This window comes from Rhizobium sp. NPDC090279 (assembly GCF_044769665.1).
Taxonomy (GTDB): Bacteria; Pseudomonadota; Alphaproteobacteria; order Rhizobiales; family Rhizobiaceae; genus Rhizobium.
In genome coordinates this window covers 271,937-294,641 of sequence record NZ_JBIVYI010000004.1, presented here as the reverse complement: position 1 = coordinate 294,641, position 22,705 = coordinate 271,937, and the positions used below count along the sequence as shown (strand labels likewise).

21 protein-coding genes, 1 tRNA gene and 1 riboswitch are annotated in these 22,705 nt (G+C 59.1%); of the genes, 16 read left to right on the top strand and 6 right to left on the bottom strand.

Annotated elements, in window-relative coordinates; translation table 11 throughout:
* Positions 1-24: 24 nt before the first annotated feature.
* The 5 genes from ACIQWP_RS12100 to ACIQWP_RS12080 all read left to right on the top strand — a co-directional run bounded on the left by ACIQWP_RS12100 (position 25) and on the right by ACIQWP_RS12080 (position 4,104).
* On the top strand, positions 25-1,020 hold the full coding sequence (locus ACIQWP_RS12100) for an isopenicillin N synthase family dioxygenase (RefSeq protein WP_402786924.1): 996 nt from the start codon (positions 25-27) through the stop codon (positions 1,018-1,020).
* Positions 1,021-1,068: 48 nt separating this feature from the next.
* Complete coding sequence (locus ACIQWP_RS12095; protein WP_402786921.1) at positions 1,069-2,184, top strand: endonuclease/exonuclease/phosphatase family protein; 1,116 nt, start codon at positions 1,069-1,071, stop codon at positions 2,182-2,184.
* Positions 2,181-2,918, top strand: coding sequence for an NUDIX hydrolase (locus ACIQWP_RS12090; RefSeq protein WP_402786918.1), 738 nt, complete (start codon positions 2,181-2,183; stop codon positions 2,916-2,918). Before ACIQWP_RS12095 ends, ACIQWP_RS12090 begins: the two co-directional genes overlap by 4 nt.
* Before the next feature lie 68 nt (positions 2,919-2,986).
* Positions 2,987-3,904 carry a PhzF family phenazine biosynthesis protein gene (locus ACIQWP_RS12085; RefSeq protein WP_402787582.1) on the top strand — a complete coding sequence of 306 codons (918 nt, stop codon included), beginning with the start codon at positions 2,987-2,989 and terminating at the stop codon, positions 3,902-3,904.
* A gap of 124 nt (positions 3,905-4,028) precedes the next feature.
* Positions 4,029-4,104: transfer RNA gene (locus ACIQWP_RS12080), tRNA-Lys, on the top strand.
* A gap of 161 nt (positions 4,105-4,265) precedes the next feature.
* Here ACIQWP_RS12080 and ACIQWP_RS12075 read toward each other — a convergent pair.
* Positions 4,266-4,562, bottom strand: coding sequence for a hypothetical protein (locus ACIQWP_RS12075; RefSeq protein ID WP_402786915.1), 297 nt, complete (start codon positions 4,560-4,562; stop codon positions 4,266-4,268).
* Between the two features lie 160 nt (positions 4,563-4,722).
* Positions 4,723-4,845, bottom strand: coding sequence for a hypothetical protein (locus tag ACIQWP_RS12070; RefSeq protein WP_402786912.1), 123 nt, complete (start codon positions 4,843-4,845; stop codon positions 4,723-4,725).
* 161 nt (positions 4,846-5,006) lie between these two features.
* Between ACIQWP_RS12070 and ACIQWP_RS12065 the strand changes: the two genes are divergently transcribed.
* From ACIQWP_RS12065 to ACIQWP_RS12055, 3 genes are all read left to right on the top strand, one after another.
* A complete protein-coding gene (locus ACIQWP_RS12065) occupies positions 5,007-5,393 on the top strand; it encodes an aminoglycoside adenylyltransferase domain-containing protein (RefSeq protein ID WP_402786908.1) in 387 nt (128 codons plus the stop codon).
* Between the two features lie 610 nt (positions 5,394-6,003).
* Positions 6,004-7,464, top strand: a complete 1,461-nt coding sequence (locus ACIQWP_RS12060; RefSeq protein WP_402786904.1) for an FAD/NAD(P)-binding protein — start codon at positions 6,004-6,006, stop codon at positions 7,462-7,464.
* Positions 7,465-7,670: 206 nt separating this feature from the next.
* Positions 7,671-8,138 carry an RrF2 family transcriptional regulator gene (locus ACIQWP_RS12055; protein ID WP_402786901.1) on the top strand — a complete coding sequence of 156 codons (468 nt, stop codon included), beginning with the start codon at positions 7,671-7,673 and terminating at the stop codon, positions 8,136-8,138.
* A gap of 23 nt (positions 8,139-8,161) precedes the next feature.
* Here the strand turns inward: ACIQWP_RS12055 and ACIQWP_RS12050 are convergent, their stop codons facing one another.
* Positions 8,162-9,379, bottom strand: coding sequence for an SfnB family sulfur acquisition oxidoreductase (locus ACIQWP_RS12050; protein WP_402786898.1), 1,218 nt, complete (start codon positions 9,377-9,379; stop codon positions 8,162-8,164).
* A gap of 715 nt (positions 9,380-10,094) precedes the next feature.
* Between ACIQWP_RS12050 and ACIQWP_RS12045 the strand changes: the two genes are divergently transcribed.
* The 8 genes from ACIQWP_RS12045 to ACIQWP_RS12010 all read left to right on the top strand — a co-directional run bounded on the left by ACIQWP_RS12045 (position 10,095) and on the right by ACIQWP_RS12010 (position 20,797).
* Entirely contained in the window at positions 10,095-11,507 is a 1,413-nt protein-coding gene (locus ACIQWP_RS12045; protein WP_402786895.1) for an FAD/NAD(P)-binding protein, read from the top strand.
* A 196-nt stretch (positions 11,508-11,703) separates the two neighbouring features.
* Positions 11,704-11,921, top strand: a riboswitch (cobalamin riboswitch).
* A 107-nt stretch (positions 11,922-12,028) separates the two neighbouring features.
* The gene (locus tag ACIQWP_RS12040; RefSeq protein ID WP_402786892.1) at positions 12,029-12,442 is read left to right on the top strand and encodes a DUF1636 family protein; all 414 of its coding nucleotides are present in this window, start codon (positions 12,029-12,031) and stop codon (positions 12,440-12,442) included.
* Positions 12,443-12,451: 9 nt separating this feature from the next.
* Positions 12,452-13,231, top strand: coding sequence for an ABC transporter ATP-binding protein (locus ACIQWP_RS12035; RefSeq protein WP_402786889.1), 780 nt, complete (start codon positions 12,452-12,454; stop codon positions 13,229-13,231).
* 20 nt (positions 13,232-13,251) lie between these two features.
* Positions 13,252-14,211 (top strand): ABC transporter substrate-binding protein, encoded by a 960-nt coding sequence (locus ACIQWP_RS12030; protein ID WP_402786886.1) that lies wholly within the window; start codon positions 13,252-13,254, stop codon positions 14,209-14,211.
* A 62-nt stretch (positions 14,212-14,273) separates the two neighbouring features.
* Positions 14,274-15,290 carry a FecCD family ABC transporter permease gene (locus ACIQWP_RS12025; protein WP_402786883.1) on the top strand — a complete coding sequence of 339 codons (1,017 nt, stop codon included), beginning with the start codon at positions 14,274-14,276 and terminating at the stop codon, positions 15,288-15,290.
* A gap of 261 nt (positions 15,291-15,551) precedes the next feature.
* Complete coding sequence (locus ACIQWP_RS12020) at positions 15,552-18,173, top strand: mechanosensitive ion channel family protein (protein WP_402786880.1); 2,622 nt, start codon at positions 15,552-15,554, stop codon at positions 18,171-18,173.
* Between the two features lie 274 nt (positions 18,174-18,447).
* A complete protein-coding gene (locus ACIQWP_RS12015) occupies positions 18,448-19,278 on the top strand; it encodes a response regulator (protein ID WP_402786877.1) in 831 nt (276 codons plus the stop codon).
* A gap of 187 nt (positions 19,279-19,465) precedes the next feature.
* Positions 19,466-20,797, top strand: a complete 1,332-nt coding sequence (locus ACIQWP_RS12010; RefSeq protein WP_402786874.1) for a diguanylate cyclase — start codon at positions 19,466-19,468, stop codon at positions 20,795-20,797.
* Positions 20,798-20,837: 40 nt separating this feature from the next.
* On the opposite strand, the gene ACIQWP_RS12005 is transcribed toward ACIQWP_RS12010, so the two are convergent.
* The 3 genes from ACIQWP_RS12005 to ACIQWP_RS11995 all read right to left on the bottom strand — a co-directional run bounded on the left by ACIQWP_RS12005 (position 20,838) and on the right by ACIQWP_RS11995 (position 22,682).
* Positions 20,838-21,857, bottom strand: a complete 1,020-nt coding sequence (locus tag ACIQWP_RS12005) for a GlxA family transcriptional regulator (protein ID WP_348627044.1) — start codon at positions 21,855-21,857, stop codon at positions 20,838-20,840.
* A 301-nt stretch (positions 21,858-22,158) separates the two neighbouring features.
* A complete protein-coding gene (locus ACIQWP_RS12000) occupies positions 22,159-22,362 on the bottom strand; it encodes a hypothetical protein (protein WP_402786867.1) in 204 nt (67 codons plus the stop codon).
* A gap of 74 nt (positions 22,363-22,436) precedes the next feature.
* The gene (locus ACIQWP_RS11995; RefSeq protein WP_402786864.1) at positions 22,437-22,682 is read right to left on the bottom strand and encodes a hypothetical protein; all 246 of its coding nucleotides are present in this window, start codon (positions 22,680-22,682) and stop codon (positions 22,437-22,439) included.
* Between the last annotated feature and the right edge of the window lie 23 nt (positions 22,683-22,705).

The window sequence follows — 22,705 nt, the reverse complement described above, 5'->3', positions numbered from 1 at the left end:
CGACGTCACGAAGGGGAGTCGCGCATGTCCGATCATAGCTTTCCGATTTTCGATCTCGGCGCCTTCGAGGCAGCCGATCATGACGAGAAAAAGCGACTCGGCGCGGAGGTGGATCGGATATGCCGCTCGACCGGCTTTCTGGCGATTGCCAATCACGGTGTCGCGGATGCGGTGATCGCCAAAGTCTGGAAGAAGACGCAAACCTTTTTCGACCTGCCGGCCGAGACAAAGCAGCGGGCGAAGACGCTTTATCCCGGTTATCCCTACGGTTATCTCGGGCCTGGAACAGAGGCGTTGGCGAAATCGCGCAATGTCGACACGCCGCCGGATTTGAAGGAAAGTTTTAATGGCGGCCCGCTTTCCGTTCCCACGGGCATGAGCGATCCGGAAGCGCTTGGCTTCTGCTACGCCGCGACCATCTGGCCGGAAGGCCCTGAAGGCTTCATAGAGGCGTGGAAGGCTTATTATGGGGCGATGGAGGATCTGGCCGCACGGATCATGCGGGTGTTTGCAATCGCGCTCGGTCTCGACGAGCGTTTTTTCGATGCCTATGTCGATGCGCCAATCAGCGCGCTGCGGGCGCTGAACTATCCCGAGCAGCATGTGCCGCCGCAACCCGGCCAGCTTCGCGCCGGGGCGCATACCGATTATGGCAGCCTGACGATTCTCTTGCCGCAGCCCGGCTCGAAAGGGCTCGAGATCATCGCTCCCGATGGTAACTGGACGCCGGTGCCGCCGGTGGAAGGGGCCTTCGTCATCAATATCGGTGACCTGATGGCGCTTTGGACCAATGACCGCTGGGTCTCGACCGTGCATCGCGTCGTCAATCCGCCGCCGGAGGAGGGCGGCATGCAGCGGCGGCAGTCGCTTGCCTTCTTCCATCAGCCGAACTGGTTCGCAGAGATCGCCTGCCTGCCCTCGTGCCTGAAAACGGGCGAAGAGCCTAAATATGCTGCCGTTCTTTCCGGCCCATATCTGATGGGCAAGTTCAAATCGACTGTTACCGCCAAGACCGGCTGATGTCGACTTAGTAAGCCGGCTCATATTCTTCATAAACTGGAATGCTTCATGTCCCTGCGCCTCGCTACCTTCAATGTCGAAAACCTTCTGACCCGCTTCGATTACACCGGTTTTCGCAACCAGCTGCGCCAGGATCGCGTGCTGCAGCTCTTCGATGTCCGCAACGAGGAAGTCTATCAGCAGCTGGAGGCGGCGCGCGTGGTCGCCGCGACCGACGACACGAGGCAGATGACCGCGCTGGCGATCGCAGATGCCGATGCCGACATCATCTGCCTGCAGGAAGTGGACAACATGGCGGCGCTGCAGGCCTTCGAATATGGCTACCTCTACCGCATGGTCGGCAATGGCTATCGGCAGAAGTACCTGATCGAGGGCAATGACAGCCGCGGCATCGATGTCGCCGTGATGATGCGCGAGGAGACGCGCGACGGCCAGCCGATTGTGCTCAATGACATCAAGAGTCACGCCATGGTGACCTATGGCGATTTCGGCCTTTTCAACGACGAGCTCGCGGAGCTCGGCCACCATGCGGAAGACAAGATCTTCAAGCGCGATTGCCTGGAGCTGCATCTCCACATCGGTGGCGTGCCGTTTTCGCTCTATGTCATTCACTTGAAATCGATGGGGCCGGCGCGCGAAGGCGTGGATGGGCGTCACGCGACCATGCCGATCCGCCGGGCCGAGACGATGGCGGTTCGTCGCATCATCGAAGATCGGTTTGGCGCCGGCCACACCGCGACCAAGAATTTCGCCATCTGTGGTGACATGAACGACTATCAAGAATGGGTCGATGTCATTGGCACGCGCCACACCGGCTATCGTTTCGAGCCCCGCATCGAGGAAAACGAGAGTGCGCTCGATGCCTTCAGCCATGACGGTTTCGTCGAAAATGTGATGCACCGGCGCGACGAACTCGATCGCTGGACGCTCTACCACGCTCGCGGACCGCAGGAGCAGCGGCTCTGCCAGCTGGATTATATCTGGCTGTCTCCGGCTCTGGCGCGCGCCAATGCAGCGCGCGTTCCCGCTATCGTGCGCTCCGGCCAGCCTTTCCGCACCATATTTCCACCGGGGCAGGAGGTGGAGCGCTATCCGCGCGTCGGCTGGGATCGGCCGAAGGCATCCGACCATTGCCCCGTTGTCATGACACTGGATTTGATATGACCGTTTTAGAACCGAACGACATGGCCGGCTGGCCGCCGGAAAATTCCGTATTTCCGGTTTCCCGGATCGAGCTCGCCGTGCTTCCGGGCGAGCATCCTTTCCATATTCAGCAGCTGGAGGCCGCGCGGGAGAACTGGGCGAGGGAAATCGCCGCCAATCCTGCCCTTTACGACGGCCGCATGGTCTTTCAGCACCGACTATCGATTGTCGATGGCGCTGTGACGGGGGAATCCTATGTTACGTCTTTCTCGACGTTTCTCTGGTGGCGCAGGCAGCGGCAGCGGGGTGGCTTTCACCTTTTCGGGCTCGCGGTCGTGGTGTCTTCCGATGGCGCGATCATTGCGATCCGCATGGCGCAGCATACGGCCAATCCCGGACAGGTTTATTGCGCTGCCGGGTCGCTGGACGAGAACGATATCGTCGACGGACATGCCGATGTGGCAGGCAATATGCGCCGCGAGGTGCTTGAGGAAACCGGTCTGGATTTGAACGACGCGGCCGCCGAGCCTGGGTGTTACGCGACCCATATAGACCGTTCGGTCACGCTCTTCCGTGTCTTCCGCTTTCCTTGGACAGCCGAGGATATGCTTCGGCGGATCGAGGCGCATATGCTGGTTTCCGAAGAAGACGAGGTCGACGGTGTGGTCGCCATTCGTTCGGCTGATCCCGCCGCGCAGCGTTACAATGTCGCGATGCTGCCGATCCTCGCCTGGTTCTTCGGTGACGGCAGATAGCTTAGGCTTGCACTGGGGTCGCTTGCCGTTATGAATAACCAAGTCTGGAAATATGGATGGAGGCCGGATTGGCGCGCAGCTACAGTGTCTATGATGTGTTCACCGACAGCAAGCTGGCGGGCAATCCACTCGCGGTCATCTTCGACGCCGAGGGCCTGAGCGACGAGGCGATGCAGGCGATCGCCAGGGAAATGAACCTTTCCGAGACGGTGTTCGTGCTACCGCCGCAAAATCCGGCCCACACGGCGAACCTGCGCATATTCACGCCTGGCCGCGAGCTGCCCTTTGCCGGGCATCCGACCGTTGGCGCGGCGATTGCCTTGGCGGAGAAGGCTCATGCCAGCCATGGCGGTGATCTCGATCTCGTTTCCGTCCTCGATGAGCGCGTCGGCCCGGTGCGTTGCGCTATCAAATTGCGGCAGAACAAGGCGAGCTTTGCCGAATTCGATCTGCCGAGGAAGTCTCAACAGATTCTGCTGCCGCTCGACAGAGCCGATATCGCCAATGCGCTCAGCTTGAAGATCACCGAGATCGGTTTCGAGAATCATGTTCCTTCCATCTGGAGTGCCGGCGTGCCGTTCCTTCTGGTGCCGGTTCATGACATCGGTGCAGCCGAGCGGCTGGAGTTTGATTTGCAACTCTGGGAAAAGACGGTTCCCTTTGTCGACGGTGCTCTGGCGTCGGCCTTCGTCTATTGCCGCGGCGGCGTCAATCATATCGCCAAGTTCCATGCGCGCATGTTCCCGGTGGGAATGGGCATCGTCGAGGACCCGGCGACGGGCTCGGCGGTGGCGGCGCTGTCCGGAGCGATCAATCAGTTCGACGCGCTGCCGGATGGGCATCACCCTATGATCATCGAGCAGGGAATAGAGATGGGCCGGCCGTCGCTGATTCACCTTCATGTCGATGTCGACGGTGGTCAGATCGCCAATGCGCGCATCGGCGGCCAGGCGGTGCGTATTGCATCGGGAATTCTTGAGCTTTGATTTTATTGGATTTTCTGCGGCATCTGAAATTTTTTTGACAAATAATCAAAGAAAATTCGTCTGGCCGCTGGACAATCAAACCGATCCTATTTATATGCCCGATCACGCCGCCAGCAAGCGGTACGGGTGATTAGCTCAGTTGGTAGAGCAGCTGACTCTTAATCAGCGGGTCGTAGGTTCGAGCCCTACATCACCCACCAAAAACCTCTTGAAATTGTTAGAAAATTCGCAACGTCTCAAGGGTTTTCGGCTGCGCGGTTTCCCGCGCATTTTCCACTCTTGCCCTCTAGGCGGCCGGCTTCGCCTCGCTATGCCACTCTTCCATCGGCTTCGCTGCGTCCATCACCGAACTGCGCACCCGTCAGTCCGAAAGCCTGCCCAGCAGAAGACCGGCAAACACGCCGAGGAGAGCGGTCACGATCAAGACAGAGCCTGTGGCCGTCGGATTTTCCTTTGCAACCTGGACTACGTTCCGGCCCTCCGAACGGGCATGGTCCGCGATGCTTGCTACCTTTCCCCTTGCCGAAGAAAGAGCCTCGTCTGCACGATCCGAAGCACTGTCAATCCGCCTTGCCAGCTCAGTGGATAGCTTGTCGATCTGGCTGCGGAGCTCATTGATCTGAGCGTTGATATCCTTGTCCAGCGTGACGTCGGCCATGGTGTTCTCCTTAACAACGGGAAACGCCCTTAGGAACGACCGGCGGCTCGCTTTGGTTCCCATCGCTGCGGATTGATCTGCGATATTGATCCTCGCTCCGGGATAAAGCTCCGCAAAGATCGGTCGGGAGGCGCTCCATAAGCGCGAACGCCGGACTAGTTCAGCGCAGATGCAGCAGAAACGCCGTTGGCGCGGTTAGGGACATCGTGAAGAGAAACAGGGAAAGCCCGTATTTCAGCCGTCTCATCCGTCGCGTTTTGATGCCGTCCCAGTCGTAACCCATAAGTATATCCTCTCCTCTTCATGTCTTGTCGATGGAAGGAAATATCCTAGGAATTGTTTGCGCGAAGCTTGTGGAATGTTTTTCCAATGTCAGCGAATTATTGTGCAAAATTATACAATCATCTGCTGCAATTTTTATTTTGATCGTGAAAGTATAATCATGTGGCTTCATTCTCAAGTCAAAGGGGCTTCGATCTGGCTCTTTTCGGATGCCTTGCAAGATCTGCGCTCCGTCAATTGACGGGCACAAAGCTCGCCCGGGTCTGCAAAAGCGGCCCTCCGGTCGCTTTATGCGAATGGTTGCGGCACGGTTTCGAGGCTGGCGGAATCCCGAGCCTCTTCGCGATCCGGAAATCACGCTCGTTCTGGCTCGATCGCTGTCTTCTTGGAGACGAGTGGAATGTCCTGCTGATGCTGGCGCACATGCGGAGAACGGCCGCGACCGGGAGATGGGTCACCAAGGATATTGCCGCCCATTGGCTCATGCCGCGCCGGCTGACCAATCGGCGCGAACGTCTGTGCAGTCTGCTGCGATGCCTATCTGTGTGAGAACTAGGATGGCTGGGGGAGAGAAAGAGGGATGCAACTCGGCGGCCCATCTGCATCAGCAGATTCTGCCCTTGCGACAGGCGGCCCATATGCACCCGGTTACACACGACTGACAGATACCTGACGGTTCAGCCGCGCACTTCAAATGACACCAGACGTGCCCGCCCGGCGGCAATGACCTCCGCTTTCGACGGCTTGCGGTCAGTGCTTCTTATGTCCGCCTTCCATGACGCTGAACACAAAAATGACGGCCAGAATCACCATCAATGTGTAATCGAAGGCGGTAAGCAGACGAAGCAGTTCCATGATGTTTCTCCTCCCACAGAGAACACGAACCAGAACAACCGCCAGTATGTCTGTTCCTCTGATGTATGCCAAGCTTTTTACATCCTGCGGTGCAAAAACAATGTTGTGCGGAGCACAAATAACCGCTTGTTTGCAAAGGCATATCAGCACTGTATTGACTGCTTTTGGTTGCAGGAGATGCTGGCACGCGCCGCAATCGTATTGTCAATAAATTTTATAGAGTATATCATTATCTCCAACGACAATTGCGATTGCTCGATGGACGCGGAATTCGTGTGGCGATCGATCTGAAGGGAGTTGGTTATTGACCATTGGCTCTGACCATCAGGGGCGTGATCTGCCTGTTATCGTCATTGTCGGCGGCGGAGTTTCGGGAACGGCGGTTGCCTTCCATCTGCTGCAGCGCCAGTTGCTGCGGGCCGGTCAGCTCTTCATATTCGAGCCGCGGGAGCGTTTGGGGGCAGGGCTTGCCTACGATACGCAAGATCCCGCCCACCGCATCAATGTCCCTGCAGCAAAGATGAGCCTGCTGCCCGATGATATCGAGCATTTTCAACGTTGGCTGTTGGAGGGAAATGCGCTCGCGGATGACGGTTCGGCTGTTGCCGCCAATGGCAGCCTCTTTCCGCAACGCTCCGTCTTCGGTCGCTACATCAATAGCATGATCCGTCCCTACCTTGAGGATGGGCAACTTATCCATCTCAGTCAGAGCGTGGAACGCATCCAGAGGGCGGGTCGCCGCTGGCGGGTCACCGGTGCTACGGGGAAGCGTGTGGATGCGGATATTCTGGTCATCGCCACCAGCCATCCGTCGCCTTTGCCGCCGCAAGTTTTGCAGGATGTGCTTGGCGATCACCCGCGCTTCGTTTCCGATCCGACGCGGCGCGATGCGCTTGGCGCCATTCGCGCTGAGGATCGTGTCCTGGTCGTCGGCAATGGCCTGACCTCGGCCGACGTCGTTGCCTCACTCGAGCTTAGAGGTCACAAGGGGCGGATTACCGCCATATCCCGGCGCGGCCTGCGCTCGCGTGGCCATGCAGCGGTCAAGCAGGAACTGTTCGGCGATTTCGCCAGTCAGCCGTCGAAGACGGCGGTCGGCCTGCTGCGCCGCGTGCGAGCCGCTATCCGCGACGCGGAAGATGATGGTCGCAGCTGGCATGCGGTCATCGATCAGGTGAGGGCGCAAGGCCGGCACGTCTGGCGCGCGCTGCCGATCGAAGAGCGGCGTCGCCTCGTCAGGCATTTGAGGCCGTTCTGGGATGTGCATCGGTTTCGCGTCGCGCCGCAGGTGGAGGCCGTCAGCGAGCGGGCGCTTGCAAGCGGTCGGCTGGAGGTGCTGGCGGCGTCGGTCGCGGCCGTAAGCGTTGCCGATGATGTTATCGATTGCACATTGCGGCTCAGCCGCTCCGAACGGTCCGTGGAAAGGCAATTCGATGCGGTCGTGGTTACCACCGGTCCGGGGCACCGCGGCATTCTGCAGTCGCAGGGCTGGATCGATGAACTGTCGAAAGCAGGGCATCTGGCGATGGACCCCGCGCGGCTTGGATTTTCCTGCGATATGCAATCGCGGGCGCTTGCCGGCGATGGAACGATAGTGCCCTCCCTGTTTATTTCCGGACCGCTTGCGCGCGGAACTTTCGGCGAGCTGATGGGGCTGCCCGAGGTGGTCGAGCACGCCGTTCTGGTGGCTGAGCAGGTGGCGGGCGTGGTCACCGACTATGGGCGTGGGCAAAGGAACGCATATTTGGACAGTAGCGCAGCCTAAATCCAAGAAAAGCCGCAAATTCGTTGCTTAGGCGATACAATTGCCTAAATTTACTCATATAAACTATACAATTTGTGAGTTACTGTCTTGTCTGTATGGGGGCGCGGGGTTACTTCCGCAGTCTAGGATGACGGGATGGGCCGGTTGAGTCTCATTTGGGCCGAGCCGGGTTTTCAACAATCGACTTTGCAGTAAAGCGGACGGCGATGCTTACGAAAAAAGGAAAATACGGACTGAAGGCGTTGGTGGATCTCGCACGCCTCGGTCCGGGCGAAACCGCGTTCATCAACGATATCGCGTTGCGCAACAATATTCCGAAGAAGTTCCTCGACACCATCCTGCTCGAATTGCGAAATGCTGGCGTCCTGCGGTCGAAGAAGGGCCCGGGCGGCGGCTATTCGCTGTCGCGCCCCGCATCGGAAATCCGCATCGGCCACGTCATTCGCACGCTCGACGGCCCATTGGCGCCGATCCGCTGCGCCAGCCGCACGGCCTATGAAGCCTGCGACGACTGTTCCGATCCGGAGCGCTGTCAGGTGCGGCGCTCCATGACGGAAGTGCGCGACGCGATTGCCGAGATTCTCGACAACATGTCGCTGGAGCAATTCGTTGCCGGTGGTGCGAATGCTGAAATCCCTGAACGGGAAGACCGGCGCGCTTCCCATATCGGCTGACCTCTTCGGCTTTCCGGCGTCTGTCAGGGCAACGAGTTCTTCGATGGCTTTACGCCGTTGAGATGGTAGTTGCCGACGGTGTGGTATTTTCGGCGTGCCGGCTCATGCAGCGTGTGAATGCGGGCGTTGCGCCAATGCCGATCGAGGTTGAGCCCGATGCGCGTCGACATGGTGCCGGCAAGCTCAAACAGCGTGTCGGCTGCTTCCATCGCAATATCTGCTGTAATCGTCTGGGCCGCTGCAACAGAGAGTGCGGCATCGATGACATGATCTTCGGTGAGATTGATCTGGGCGGCGTCGATCTTACCGCCGGCACGCTCCACCATCGCCGTTGCCGCTTCGATGCGGATGGCAATCTCGCCGATCCTCGTCACGATCAGCGGATCGTTGATAGCTCGCTCGTCGTCATTGTCTGCCTCTGCGTGTGAGCGCGCGCGCACGAATTCCATCGTCGCTGTCAGCGCCGAACGGGCAATGCCAAGATTGATGCCGGCGCGCGTGAGCTGGTTCACGCAATCGATCACCGTGGGTTCAGCCAGCTTCTCGCGGTGTAAAAGCACGGCATCGGCATTGAGATAGACATTGTGCAATATCGCCGTGCCGTTTCCAGACGTTCTCTGGCCAAAGCCATCCCAGTCGTCGATGATCTGGATGCCCTCCGTATTTCTGGGCACGACAGCCGCCATCAGCCCCTTGCGCTTGTCCGGGACGAAGACCGCAATCCAGTCTGAAAACAGAATGCTGGCGGAAGGCAAGCTCCGGCCGTTGAGGCGAAAGCCGAGCCCGTCCGCTGCCAGCTGTAAAGAATCCTGGTCTGTGCCGCTTGTGCCGGATTCGGAAAAGATGCTGCCGAAACGGTCACCTGTGATTGCACGGTCGAAGAGCGAGGTCCGCTGATCCTCGCCGCCGCCGATCCTGATCGCTTCCAGCACATGAAAATGCGTCTGCAATATCTGCGCGATGGAAGGGTCGGCCTCCGCCAGTATGGCAACGACCTCGGCGAGAACGCAGTTTGAAATATCGATGCCGCCATGTTCCGAAGGAACGGAAATCCCGAGCAGGCCCGACTGGGACAGGGCCTCGACCTCCTCATAGGGCAGGATGCGGTTGATATCGCGATCGCTTGCTTGCTGCGCGAAGCCCGCCGCGAGCGAACGTGCAATGTCCAGCGCTTCCTCTTCGCTCTGAACGCGATGCGCGGGCGGCCTGACGCGTTCGTGCAATTGCGAAACAGTCCCCATTCACCACTCCTTGGCTGGCGTCAGGTCAGTTTTTCAGGCACGGCAAATCAGCTAGATCTTAATTTCTATGGATGTCGTGTTCAACGGAATTTCCTGGCGCATTTCCGTCACGCCGCCCGGCACGATGGGTGCCGACTGCGGAAATGGTCAGCGCGAGACCGGATATGAGGGGTGGCGAGATAGCGTGTTTTGCGGCCTCTCGGACAGCGGGCACCAATACCGAAAGCAACTTCACAAACTGATCTCAGGGCTCGGAATTGCTTCTCTTTTTCTCTAGTCGAAGCTCCGGCTGAATGGGAAAAACCATTCGATCGCGGGGACATTCTCCGCAATGCCCCATCATCGATCCAATCTCGCCCAGACAAGAAAGCACTTGCTAGCGGCGCGTTTTCGCGCTTTCATATACGACTAAATAAGTAGACAATAGCAATAATCCTGCTGCCTGACGACTTTCGAGGAAGTAATCATGTGCGGCCGATTGCAGGCATCTGGTGTTGGGTCAGAGTTGGACCTGCCTGTCGCGTCTTTCATTGTGGAAGGGAATTCCGGATTGAAGGAGCGCGCCGAATATTGAGAGCCGATGCGGTTTTGCGCGTTCCGTCGGTCGCAGTTCCGAAATTGCCGAGTCCCAGATACCGGATTACGTTTCTGGGCCCGCAAAGTGAGCAAGCCCCAAGAAAGGCATGATCGACCACCTCTCGCCCCAGGAGTTGATATGACGGTTCAGGGATTATTTTCCGCCAGGACGAACGCGACGCAGCCTTATGCGATGCCGCGCATCGCCGTGATCGGGCGTGGCTTTTCCGGCATGATGATGGCGATCGCCCTGATGAAGACGGTGCGTTTTCCGTTCCATCTGCAGCTTTTCGATCCCAATTCCAGCGTCAGCGGCGGTCAGGCGCTTGCCTCAGGGCACAGCAGCGAGATCCTCAACAGCCGCGTTCGCGATCTTTCCGTCTCCGCCGGCGATCCCGACGATTTCAATCAATGGCTCAGCGGCAACGCGCCTTTCCGCAGTGCCGTTCCCGCGGCCATACCGGGATTCTTGCAGATCTTCGTGCCGAAGAGCATTTTCAGCGATTATGTCTATCAGCGTTTTTCGGAAGCCTTCTCTTCACGGCGCGATGTGGCGGTACAGGTCAGCAGCGAGACGGTCTTCGGGCTTCGCCGCGTACGTGGCGGTCGCTTCATGGTGGAAAGCGATGGCGGCGCCAATTCGCCCTTCGACATGGTGGTGCTGGCGACCGGCTATGGTATTGCCGATCAGCAATTCCAGGCCAGCGATCTCGCAACCGTTCCGACGGCCGTGCGGGCGCGCCGCCTGGTGTCACGACCGCACACGATCCTGCTCGGAAGCGGGCTGCGGGTCGTGGACCGGCTGCTGCAGATGCGTGAGAACGGTTATACCGGGCAGATCACCATCGTTTCCCGGCGAGGCTTCCTGCCGCAGAGCCACACGCGCAACAATGCCGATCCGGTCTTTCCCGCCGACGAGATGCCGGGCAAGCTCAGCGAAATCGTTCGTTTCATCCGCAAGGCCTGCGGGGAGGCGGAGGCGAACGGCCAGAGCTGGCAGTCCGTCATGAACGGTTTGCGCAAGCATGCACGATCGCTGTGGCGATCCTTGCCAGCCGGGCAGAAGCAGCAGTTCAACCGTCATCTGCGCGCACTCTACGACAGCCATCGCAACCGGCTGCCCGAAGCCCTGCATCTTCGCCTGAATCAAGAGATGGCCGAGGGCAACACTCTGCTGCGGCGCGGCCATTTCATCCGGCGGACGCCGACGGGGCTGATTTTGAGGCCCGCGGGCCAACAGGAACCCGAGCAGCTTTATGCGGACGATGTGATCGACTGTCGATGCCAGGCACCCGATCTGAACGCGCCCTTGCTGCGGAGCCTCATCGACGCCGGTCTTGCTGTTCCGGACGAGCTTGGCCTCGGCCTCGCCGTCGATGCGACAGGCGCACTCGAGGTCAATGGCCGCACGACGGAGGGGCTCTTTGCCATCGGTCCTCTGGGGCTTGGCAGCCTTCCGGATATTGATCTGGTGCCGGAGATCGTGACGCAGGCCTATGCGGCGGGCGAGAGCGTCGCGGAGCGTTTCCATCCGCAGTGCAAGGCGGTGTAGCAACCGCGCAGTTTCTACTGTTTACGATCAAGGTAGCGGTGCGCGTACTTCCGTCCCAACGGACGGGGTTGGGCCAAGGAGGAATTGCGGCTTGCGTTATGTAATGTAATAACGTAACTAAAATGCCATGCAGACGTTGAACCATGAACAAACGAAATCACCCATGACATCGCCGTTGCCCGTATCAGCTTTCTATGAGATGAATACCCTCGATGGTGCCGCCTACGGATCAATCCTGATGGCGGCTGAAAAGGGAACACGGTGCGGATTACCCATCAGGGGCCAAAACCGTGGCTGCCCCCGCAACTGTAAGCGGAGAGCGCGTTCGCAGTATGCCACTGGCTTTATGCCGGGAAGGCGCGAACGGGTTGTGACCCGCGAGCCAGGAGACCTGCCATCGACGATATCAACCGCAACGGACGGGGTGTTCCGATGGAAAATCAGTGGTTGGGCGAGGGCGCCGTTGCGCCCATTGGCCCTATCTTGACTGTGCCTCCGGCGAAATCTCCGGGAGGCATTTCATGGACAAAGCAAAAGAGGCGACGCACCGGATCACCGTGTGCACGAATTGCCGACATATCGGCAAGCCGTGCCGGCCCGGCCTCGATCTTTTGAAGCATCTGCAAGCGGCCATTTCCCAGGCCGGGGCTGCGCTTTCCGACGATTTCAGCCTTGAGGGCAGCGTCTGCATGGCAGGCTGCGAGCGGCCCTGCACGGTCTCCTTCCAGGCGACGGCAAAAGCGACGTACCTCTTCGGTGACATCGAGGATGCGGCCGATATCGGAGCGCTCGTCTCTTTCGCGCAGCTGTATCAGGATCGCCCCGATGGACTGACGCGCGAAGGGGAGCGTCCGAGCGCGCTTGGTGGCAAGACGCTGGCGCGCATTCCGGCGGCCATCGTTTCGGCCGAATATCAGCCGCTGCCGTTGCACTAGGAGGCCACGATGTCCGAACGAAGCGCGCGGTTGGATGCCGATGGCGTCACCTGGGGGCCGCAGAAGGGCATGCCGATCATCAGCGGCATAACGCTATCCGTCGAAGCTGGCACCCGGCTGGCCATCATCGGGCCGAACGGGGCGGGTAAATCGACCTTGCTGCGCTGCCTCTATCGCGGTCTCAAGCCGCAGCGAGGTACGGTGCGCATCGATGGCATCGATCTTTGGTCCATCGGTCCGCGGGAGGCGGCGCAGCGCATTGCAGTCGTGCCGCAGGAAACGCCCGATAGTTTTCCCTTCAGCGTGCGTGACGTGGTGCTGATGGGGCGTATTCCGCATCGCAAGGGCATGGCCCGCTGGAGCGATCGCGATCATGAGGTGACCTCCAGGGCACTTGCGCGGCTGGAGCTGGAGCCTCTGGCGCTAAGGCAGTTCGCGTCGCTCTCCGGCGGCGAAAAACAGCGGACGCTGATCGCCCGCGCATTGGCGCAGGAGCCGGAGCTCATCATTCTGGACGAGCCGACCAATCACCTCGATATCCGGCACCAGCTCGAGATACTCGAGCTTCTGAAAGGGCTGGGTCCGACGATCATCACGACGCTGCATGACATCAACCTCGCCGCGGACTTTGCAACCCAGATTGCCGTCATGGATTGCGGAAGGCTGACTGGTCACGGCGAGCCGTCTGAAGTCCTGACCGTGGAGCACGTATCAAGCGCTTTCCGTGTCGGCGCGCGCCTGCATCGCACCGACAGCGGCCCGCAACGATTTTCCTTCTCTCTTCGATAATACGACCATTGGAGTTATTCATGTTCTCTCGCCTATCTTTATCTGCCGCAGTCTTTTTCGTCGGAAGCGTGCTTGTGGGGACGGCGTTCGCCGAGCCTGTCACCGTGCGCAGCTGCAATCGCGACGTCACCTTCGACAAGGCGCCGGAACATGCCGTCTCGAACGACGTCAATCTGACGGAAATGATGCTGGCGCTGAAGCTCCAGGACCATATGGTCGGCTATACCGGCATTTCCGGCTGGAAGACGCTGGATGAGAAGCTGCGCGAGGGCGTGAATGAGCTGCCGGAATTGTCGCCGAAATATCCGAGCAAGGAAGTGCTGCTCGGCGCCAACACAGATTTCTATTTCGCCGGCTGGAACTACGGCATGAAGGTGGGCGGCGAGGTGACGCCGGAAACGCTCGCACCCTTCGGCATCAAGGTCTACGAACTCACTGAATCCTGCATCTTCGTCATGCAGAAGAACAAGCCGACCATGGACGACATGTTCGTGGATCTGCTTAATCTCGGCAAGATCTTCCGTGTCGAGGACCGGGCGGAGGCGCTCGTCGCCGGCTATCGCAAGCAGCTCGGCGAGATCCAGGCAAGGATCGGCAAGGTCGACAAGCCGACCCGCGTTTTCGTCTATGATTCCGGCGAGGAAAAGCCTTTCACATCCGGACGCTACGGCATTCCGACCGCCATGATCGAGGCGGCGGGCGGCGTCAACGTCATGGACGACGTGGAGAAGAGCTGGACGGAGGTTTCCTGGGAGCCGGTCATCGAGAAGAACCCGGAAGTGATCGTCATCGTTGATTACGGTCAGGTGACCGCAGCGCAGAAGATCGCCTTCCTCAAGGGCAATCCGGCCTTCAAGAACATCGATGCCGTGAAGAATGACCGCTTCGTCGTGCTGCCCTATGTCGAGGCGACGCCGGGTCCGCGCAACATCGAGGCCATCGCCACTCTGGCCAAAGCCTTTCATCCGAGCGCGATGTAACTGTCTGCAATGCCGATCCGACCAGTCGATCATTGGGCGGATCTCTTCCTCAAGATTTGAACATGCGCCTCAATCTCTCGATCCTCATTTCCCTGCTCGCGGTAGGCTTCATCCTGTCGATCACCGCCGGGGTGTCGCTGGGCGCCGCACCCATTCCGTTCTCGACCGTCTGGTCGATCGTTGGCAACAAGCTGCATGCGGGCACCTTTCCGGTGACATGGTCCCGCGGGCAGGAAAGCATCGTCTGGGACGTCCGTTTCCCGCGCGTCGTGCTGGCGGCACTGGTGGGGGGCGGGCTTGCCGTTACCGGTGCCGTGCTTCAGGCGCTGACGCGCAATCCATTGGCAGATCCGCATCTGCTCGGCGTGTCCTCCGGGGCGGCCTTCGGCGCCATTCTGGCGCTGTTGCATACCGGGCTGATCCTCGGTCTGTTGACGGTGCCGCTGTTTGCTTTCGCCGGCGCCTTGCTCGCGACCGCGGCGGTGGGACTGACGACCCGCCTGACACGCTCGCACTCGGCCGATCGTCTCGTTCTGTCGGGCGTGGCCGTGGCCTTCGTGTTCACGGCGCTCGGTAACCTCCTGATCTTTCTGGGCGATCCGAGAGCGGCCAACACGGTCGTCTTCTGGATGCTGGGCGGGCTGGGATTGGCGCAATGGCAGCACCTCATCTATCCCGCCGGCATCCTGCTGTTCTGCCTCGCCTTGCTTCTGCCGAAGACGAGAGAACTCAATGCGCTTGCAATGGGCGATGAAACGGCCGTCACGCTTGGCATCGCCGTCGCGCAGTTTCGTCTGCTGCTGTTCGTCGTCACGGCGTTGCTGACCGGCGTGATGGTTGCCTTTTCCGGCGCCATCGGCTTCGTCGGGTTGATGGTGCCGCATTTCGTGCGGTTGATCGTCGGTGGCGACAACGTGCGCGTGGTGCCGTTGAGCGCTGCCCTCGGCGCGCTGACGCTGATCTGGGCCGATATCGTCGCGCGCCTTATCATGGCGCCGGAGGATATGCCGATCGGCGTCGTTACCGGACTTGTCGGAGGCATCGCCTTCATCCTGATCCTGCGAAGCGGACGCGCATAGATCTGCCATTGCCAAGGTGCTTTCCTGGCCTATTTCCGGGCGGACAATGATCGGTCCGGCATGTTGTCTTCGAGATGAGAGCGGGCGATATCCGGTTTTGAGTAAGGTTCGGGACCGGATAAGGGCATAGAATGCCTTTGTGTCGCCTTTCTTTGTCTTACAAGGCGTACGCGTAAGGACTATGGAATTCGCAATCATACTATAGGACGACTCGGCTCTCCATTTTTGCGGCGATTTCGGTCATCCACTGCCTGCGACCTTATGTGCAACGAGGAGCTCTGCTTGCGCCCGCTGAAATCTCGTTTCTTTTTGCTGCCTTTTATGCTGCTGGGATTGGGTGTTTTTACAGCCGTCATTCCGCTGGCGGGCGGGCCTGCCTTTGCGCAAGATCAGCAGCAGCAGCAGCCGGCCCAGGCGCCGACGCAGCAAACCGAGCAGCAGCAGCCCGCCAACGGGCTAATGGATGCCGCCGTTGCCGATCTCAACAAGGCGAAGAAAGCATACGAATCCCTCCAGGTTGCGGCCAAGCAGGCGACATTGGATGACGAGACGCTTGTCGCGCTATCCGGCCAGGTCGACGACCTCAATCGCACCGTGACGGCAATTTCCACCCGCCTGAAGCCTCGTACGGCCGAGATCGATGCGCGCCTGACTCAGCTCGGCGCCGCCCCGAAGGAAGGCCAGCCGCCTGAAGCTCCGATCGTCACGCAAGAACGCGACAGGCTCAATGCCGAGCGATCGCAGATCAGTGCCGTCATTCTCGATGCCGATAATCTGACGGCGGAAACCAACCGGCTTTCAATGCAGTTCGTCGAGATGCGCCGAAAGCTGTTTGCCGAGACGTTGTTTAAGCGGACGGAAATTTCCGGCACGACATTCGACGATGCGGGAGCGGCTCTCGTCGACGAGGGCGTCAAGTTCAGCACCGCCGTGGCGAGCTGGATCGGCTTCGTGCTGAAGGCGAAGCTTGCCTCGCTCCTGGCCGCTGTTCTCCTGTCGGTCGGCGCGGCGCTGATCTTCCTGTCGGGTGGCTATCGCTTGTTCCGACAGTACTACGTGCAGGACGAAACGATCGAGAATCCGCCCTATATCAGCAGGCTCTCCGTCGCCTTCTGGTCGACCTTGATCCGCACCCTTTCTTTGGCGGCGTTTCTCGTCACGTCCTTCTTCTTCCTGTCGAGTTTCAATGTGCTGCGGCCGGATATCTCGCCGATACTGGCGGCGGTCTTCGGCTTCATCGGCCTCGTCTATTTCGTCGGTCGCTTGAGCAATGCCGTCTTCGCGCCGTTCCGGCCGCATTGGCGCCTCGTCAAGCTGTCGAACAAGGGAGCGCATTCGCTGACCTGGTGCCTGCAAGCCATGGCCGTGGTCAACGGATTGGATTACGTCTTCGACCGTATCAGCGAGTCCATGGGCTCGCCGGTCGTAGTGACCGTGGCGAAGAGCTTCCTGGCCGCCTTGCTGATCGGTCTCATCCTGATCGCAGCCTCCTTCGGCTCGCCGATGCTGGCCCGGAATGGTGATCCGGACGCGCCAGGCCGGCGCTGGCCGCATGGCATGGCCATCATTCTCCGCGTTCTCGGCATACTGGTGATCTTCACTTCGTTCATCGGCTATGTCGGGCTCGCCCGCTTCATGGCAACGCAGATGATCGTGACGAGCGCCGTCATCGCGACCATGTATCTCGGCTTCCAGCTCGGCAAGGCCGTGTCGAAGCAAGGTGTTTTTGCCGAGACGATCATCGGCCGCTTTCTGGAAAATCGCTTCCAGCTCCGCGAAGTGGCCCTCGATCAGGGTGGCCTCGCGGCAGGGCTTGCGACCTACGCCGTCGCCCTTCTGACAGGCATTCCCCTGATCCTGTTGTCCTGGGGCTTCCACATTCAGGATCTGGAACTGATCGCCTATCGGCTGTTTACCGAAATCAAGATCGGCAACATATCGATCTCGCTGCTCGGCATCTGCGTCGGCATCCTGCTCTTTGCAGGCGGCTACCTGGTGACGCGCTGGTTCCAGCGCTGGCTCGACAGCAATGTGATGGCGCGCGGCCAGGTGGATCTCGGCGTCCGCAATTCAGTAAAGACCGGTATCGGCTATCTCGGTATCGCGGTCGCGTCGATCATCGCCATCTCGGCTGCCGGTATCGACCTGTCCAGTCTGGCGCTTGTCGCCAGCGCCCTGTCGGTTGGCATCGGTTTCGGTCTTCAGAACATCGTGTCGAACTTCGTGTCCGGCCTGATCCTTCTGGTCGAACGGCCGTTCAAGGTCGGCGACTGGATCGTGTCAGGCACCTCGGAAGGCATCGTCAAGCGTATCTCGGTGCGTGCGACGGAGATCGAGACCTTCCGCAAGCAGTCGATCATCGTGCCGAATTCCGAGCTCATCAACGCCTCGGTCGGCAACTGGACGCACCGCAACAGGCTCGCCCGCTCGGAAATCCCGGTATCGGTCAGCTATGACGCCGATCCGCAGAAAGTCATGGATATCCTGCTGGAGCTGGTGCGCTCGATTCCGAAGGTTCTCAGAAATCCGGAGCCGCATGTCGAGTTCCTGCGTTTCGGCCCGTCATCGCTCGATTTCGAGATGCGCTTTTATCTGTCCGATCTTTCCGACGGGATGGAAATCCGCAACAGCCTTCGCATCGAAATCCTGAAGCGCTTCAAGGCGGATGGAATTTCCATTCCCTATCCGCATCAGGAACTGCATATCGTTCGCGACGGGAGAAGAGGCAGCCAGTCGGATGTCATGGCGGATGCATTGACGGATTCCGCCGATGGGCCGGAAGTTGAGGATGATCTGACGGACGGTCCCGCTTTGCCGGCCGAGGACAGCGTGCCGGCTGCAAAGGGCGCCGGCCGGCGCCGCGGCAGGACCGCCGCGGAGTAGTCCGATCGCCGGCTGAGCCCGTGGCGAAGCATAGTCATGCTGCCCTGGTAGAGACGATGATGGTCGTCGACGCCTGCGCGCTTCAGCTGAAAGCGTTCAAATTCTGTCTTTCGAGCAGTTCACGAGGGGCATCGCAACGGCGCCTGCCTGGAAAGGCGCGGGCCGACGAAGGCCGTATTCTTCACTTCCGGGAAACCAGTCGGCTTAACAAATCCGCAAAAGCTTTGTTCTAAAAGAATACAGAGGGGATCATTTTCAAAAACAGGTTTTCATTATGCCATTTCTGGGTGTTTCTGGGATGCAATATTCCGGCGCGTCTCTTGCCGGCTCGCGCATTCTTCTCGTCGAGGACTCCAATCTTTTCACCTCGATGGTCCGGGCCAAGCTGAAGGAGCTTCTGGACATCGACGTCGAGATTTGCCGCAATTTCGAGGAGTTGCAGCTCGCCTACGACAAGTCGTCGGAGCCGATCAAGCTGGCGATCTCGAATATGAACCTGCCAGGAGCCGAAAAGGGCGAAGCCCTGGCCTATCTTGTCGATCTCAGCATTCCAACGATCGCCTTCACCGGTACCTTTCTCGAAGGCACGCGCGACGAGCTGATAGCCAAGGATGTGGTGGACTACATTCTCAAGGACAATGTGTTCGCGGTGGACATGCTGGCGGAATCGATCTGCCGCTTTCTGACAAACCACCGTCACCACGTCCTCATCGTCGACGACAGCGCGACGGCGCGTGCTTTGCTGTCCAGCCGGCTGAAGCGTTACAATTTCCGCGTCAGCGTCGCGGAGAACGGCTCCAAGGCGCTCGAACTCCTGAAGGCCAACCCGGATATCGGCCTTATGGTCACGGACTACAATATGCCCGACATGGACGGCTTTGACCTGACGCGACGCATTCGTGCCACCACGGGCTCGCACGAATTGCGCATCATCGGCGTTTCGTCGTCCAACAACCGGCTGCTTTCGGCTCGTTTCCTAAAGGCCGGCGGTAATGATTTCATCCTGCGGCCGTTCATCGACGAGGAATTCTACTGCCGAGTGAATCAAAATCTCGACACCCTGCTGCAAATCCAGTTGGCTCGCCCGATCGGGAAAAGCCTGTAGACAAAGACACAGTCAGGCAAGACAATCGAAAAAAAATGTGAGGGAAAATCACTTTTATGTAAATCTCCGCAATCAGCGGTTCCAATTTTTTCACGAATCCTGTTCAGGATACGTGCAAGACGGTTTGGCAGATGTGCAATTGACTGAATATTCATACACCTGACGGTGTGGGAGGAATTGACGGTAAATGGTTCTGCATGTGGGATACCTCGGCGGCGGCATCGGCCACCGCAATGGCAGCCAGAGAATACTTCTGGTCGAGGATTCGCGCATGTTTTCGGCGGTATTGTCGCATCGGTTCGAGGCAGAGCTTGGGCTCGCCGTGACGCATTGCTCTTCGCTGAAAATGCTGAACGAGGCGCTGTCGCAAGCAGATCGCGGATTCACGATGGCGGTGATCGACCTCAACCTTCCCGATGCCGCGCATGGTGAAGCCCTGGATGTTGCCGTCGCCCATGACATTCCCACCATCGTCTTTACGGCGTCCTTCGATATGGCGACGCGCAATCGCATCATGGAGCGCAGTGTTGTCGACTACGTGCTCAAGGATGGCGAGTTCGCCCTCGACAATCTCGTCTCGTCCGTCCGGCGTGCCATTGCCAACAGATCGACGCGCGTACTGGTTGTGGATGATGTGCCTTCAGCCCGGAAGATGCTGACGGACCTGCTGCATGCCCAGCAATTCAAGGTCGCAGAAGCCGGCACTGGTATCGAAGCCCTGGCAATCCTCGAAGCATTCGACGACATCGAAATCGTCATCACCGACTACAATATGCCCGACATGAACGGCCACGAGCTGACCCGCCGCATCCGCCACCGTTACGGCTCCGACCGGATGCGGATCATCGGCATTTCGTCTTCGAACGACCGTTTGCTGTCTGCGACATTCCTGAAGGCGGGCGCCAGCGATTTCATCTATCGCCCCTTCGTGCCGGAGGAGCTGCAGTGCCGCATCGCATTGAACGTCGAGACATTGCTGCAGCTGAAGCAATTGCGAGCGGCGGCGGCAAGCGACTATCTGACCGGGCTCTACAACAGGCGCTATTTCTACGATCACGGCCCGCGTCTGGTCAACGAGTGCCTGCGCCGGCAGCGGCCCAGCTCGGTTGCCATTCTCGACATCGATCACTTCAAGCTTCTGAACGACACCTATGGTCACGAGATTGGAGATCAGGTGTTGAAGGCCGTTGCCGAAAGGCTTCATGGGCTCTTGGAAGGCACCGACAATCTGCTCTCCCGTCTTGGTGGCGAGGAGTTCGCCATTCTTTTCGCGGAAATGAATTCGCGTGCGGCAACCGCACTATGCGATGAGGTCCGACTCAGTCTCGCCAGCCTGAAGGTCCATGCCGATGACGAAGAGCTGTCGGTGACCGTTTCGATCGGCGTGGCTGAAATCGTCGGATATGAAGCCTTCGACAATTATCTCAACGCCGCCGACCAGTTTCTCTACATGGCCAAGCACAATGGCCGAAACCAGGTTTATTCCGACTTCAAGATGACGGAAGAGGCGGCCGAATAGGCCGCCGCCAATGATCCAATTGCTGTGATTTCAGGCCTTCTCAGACGACGATACCGGTGCGGTTGGTCGACATGGTCAGCTTGCGCTCGGCGCGCTCCTGCTGCGGCGAACGATTGTAGAGTTCGCGATAACACTTGGAGAAATGCGAGGCGGAGACGAAGCCGCAGGCGACAGCCACTTCCACGACCGGCATGGAGGATTGCACCAGCAGATGCCGGGCGCGGTCCAGGCGGATTTCGAGATAGTAGCGCGCCGGCGAGCGGCCCATTTCCTGCCGGAACAGGCGCTCGATCTGCCGGCGCGACAGGCCGGCATCGTCGGCGATTTCCAGAAGCGACAACGGCTCGGCGAGGTTGCTTTCCATCAACTCGATGATCGACAGGACCTTGGAGTTCTGCACGCCGAGGCGGGCGCGCAGCGGTAGCCGCTGTCGGTCATGCGGGCTGCGGACGCGATCGGTCAGCTGCTGTTCGCAGACGCGATTGACGAGGTTTTCGCCGAAATCCTGGCCGATCAGGTTCAGCATCATGTCAAGCGAGGCGGTGCCGCCGGCGCAGGTATAGAGGTTGCTGTCGACCTCGTAGAGATCGGCATAGACTTCCGCCTGCGGGAAGGTCTCCGAAAAGCCCGGCAGGTTTTCCCAGTGGATCGCGCAACGCTTGCCGTTCAACAGGCCGGCCTGGGCAAGCACATGGGCGCCCGTACAGAGGCTGCCGACGGCGACGCCGCGATTGTAGGTCTCGCGCAGCCAGGCATTGACCGACTTGTTGTGGAATTCTTCGACATAGATGCCGGAACAGACCAGCACCATGTTCGGGCGGTTCTCACCGCCAAGATAGCGGCGCTCGTCGGTCAGGGAGGAGTTGACCTCCAATCCGATGCCGCTGGATGAATAGACTTTCTGCCCGTCCGTCGAGGCGAGCCGCCATGTATAGGCGGGATAGCCCAGCATGCGGTTGGCGATCCGCAGCGTCTCGATCGCGGCAGAAAACGGCAACATGGTGAAATGCGGAACGAGGAAGAAAACCAGGGAACGCGTCTTGATCGGAGTCTTGCTCATGTTGTGAAAATCCATGCTCCAGGGCCGTTACGTATTCCTTGCGTCAAATACGTCGGCTCGATGGTCTATTAGCGACATTGGCATGGATAATCGCGGCCGCAAAGGGATATTTGCGTTGGCTATGAAAAATGTGGCTCTGGAGAAGGGAAATCGAGGGGAGGCGAGCAATAGGCTCAAGCACTAAATATATATGTAGGCAATTCTCAAGATTAGATCGTAATGCGCGTCTGAAGACAGAATGTTCAAAAGGCGACGCCCGCTGAGGTTGAGTGTCGCCTTCAGTATTTATGCTCTTCGACTGTCATCGGCTGGCCTTCGGATTCTTGGTTTCGTTCGCAGCCGGCCAACCCAGGTCCTTGCGCATGTCGTCGGACAGAGATTCGAGCTCGCGAAGCGAACGCCATTGCTGCCAGCGATGGGCAAGGCGAGAAAAGAAGGGCATGTAGCTGCCGCCGGACGGAAACGAACTCCGCGTGCCGGTCTGTCTGTAACTGATCGTCGTCATTTCCCGGTTCCTTTCAGTGTTAACCGCTCAAAATGTCACGTTTAGCGATTATAAATATGGATCTGGCAGACCCATCAATCAAGCGAATAGATCTTATAGCTGTCATTAGTATTTTTGAACGAAAGCAGCTTGCCAGGCTTCCGCTCAAGCACTGACAGCGTCCGGTCCGGCGGAAGGCCGCGCGCGTTGACGTCATCGATCAGATGAGCGGGAAAGCGGGTGGCAATCTCGTCGAGCGTATGCTGCGCCACCCGCTGAATCTTGCGGACGCGTAAGAGGGTGAAAAGGCGAGAGGCCTCGTCCGATGCCATGCCAGCCATGATTTTTACTCCTTTGAGGCTGT

What these genes read in the sequence shown, in the direction of transcription:
- ACIQWP_RS12010 (WP_402786874.1), top strand. Translation starts at nt 19,466, where the DNA reads ATGGTTCTGCATGTGGGATACCTCGGCGGCGGCATCGGCCACCGCAAT.
- ACIQWP_RS12040 (WP_402786892.1), top strand. Translation starts at nt 12,029, where the DNA reads ATGGACAAAGCAAAAGAGGCGACGCACCGGATCACCGTGTGCACGAAT.
- ACIQWP_RS12070 (WP_402786912.1), bottom strand. Translation starts at nt 4,845, where the DNA reads ATGGGTTACGACTGGGACGGCATCAAAACGCGACGGATGAGACGGCTG.
- ACIQWP_RS12020 (WP_402786880.1), top strand. Translation starts at nt 15,552, where the DNA reads ATGTGCAACGAGGAGCTCTGCTTGCGCCCGCTGAAATCTCGTTTCTTT.
- ACIQWP_RS12090 (WP_402786918.1), top strand. Translation starts at nt 2,181, where the DNA reads ATGACCGTTTTAGAACCGAACGACATGGCCGGCTGGCCGCCGGAAAAT.
- ACIQWP_RS11995 (WP_402786864.1), bottom strand. Translation starts at nt 22,682, where the DNA reads ATGGCTGGCATGGCATCGGACGAGGCCTCTCGCCTTTTCACCCTCTTA.
- ACIQWP_RS12030 (WP_402786886.1), top strand. Translation starts at nt 13,252, where the DNA reads ATGTTCTCTCGCCTATCTTTATCTGCCGCAGTCTTTTTCGTCGGAAGC.
- ACIQWP_RS12005 (WP_348627044.1), bottom strand. Translation starts at nt 21,857, where the DNA reads ATGAGCAAGACTCCGATCAAGACGCGTTCCCTGGTTTTCTTCCTCGTT.
- ACIQWP_RS12025 (WP_402786883.1), top strand. Translation starts at nt 14,274, where the DNA reads ATGCGCCTCAATCTCTCGATCCTCATTTCCCTGCTCGCGGTAGGCTTC.
- ACIQWP_RS12075 (WP_402786915.1), bottom strand. Translation starts at nt 4,562, where the DNA reads ATGGCCGACGTCACGCTGGACAAGGATATCAACGCTCAGATCAATGAG.
- ACIQWP_RS12100 (WP_402786924.1), top strand. Translation starts at nt 25, where the DNA reads ATGTCCGATCATAGCTTTCCGATTTTCGATCTCGGCGCCTTCGAGGCA.
- ACIQWP_RS12095 (WP_402786921.1), top strand. Translation starts at nt 1,069, where the DNA reads ATGTCCCTGCGCCTCGCTACCTTCAATGTCGAAAACCTTCTGACCCGC.
- ACIQWP_RS12000 (WP_402786867.1), bottom strand. Translation starts at nt 22,362, where the DNA reads ATGACGACGATCAGTTACAGACAGACCGGCACGCGGAGTTCGTTTCCG.
- ACIQWP_RS12045 (WP_402786895.1), top strand. Translation starts at nt 10,095, where the DNA reads ATGACGGTTCAGGGATTATTTTCCGCCAGGACGAACGCGACGCAGCCT.
- ACIQWP_RS12035 (WP_402786889.1), top strand. Translation starts at nt 12,452, where the DNA reads ATGTCCGAACGAAGCGCGCGGTTGGATGCCGATGGCGTCACCTGGGGG.
- ACIQWP_RS12015 (WP_402786877.1), top strand. Translation starts at nt 18,448, where the DNA reads ATGCCATTTCTGGGTGTTTCTGGGATGCAATATTCCGGCGCGTCTCTT.
- ACIQWP_RS12055 (WP_402786901.1), top strand. Translation starts at nt 7,671, where the DNA reads ATGCTTACGAAAAAAGGAAAATACGGACTGAAGGCGTTGGTGGATCTC.
- ACIQWP_RS12050 (WP_402786898.1), bottom strand. Translation starts at nt 9,379, where the DNA reads ATGGGGACTGTTTCGCAATTGCACGAACGCGTCAGGCCGCCCGCGCAT.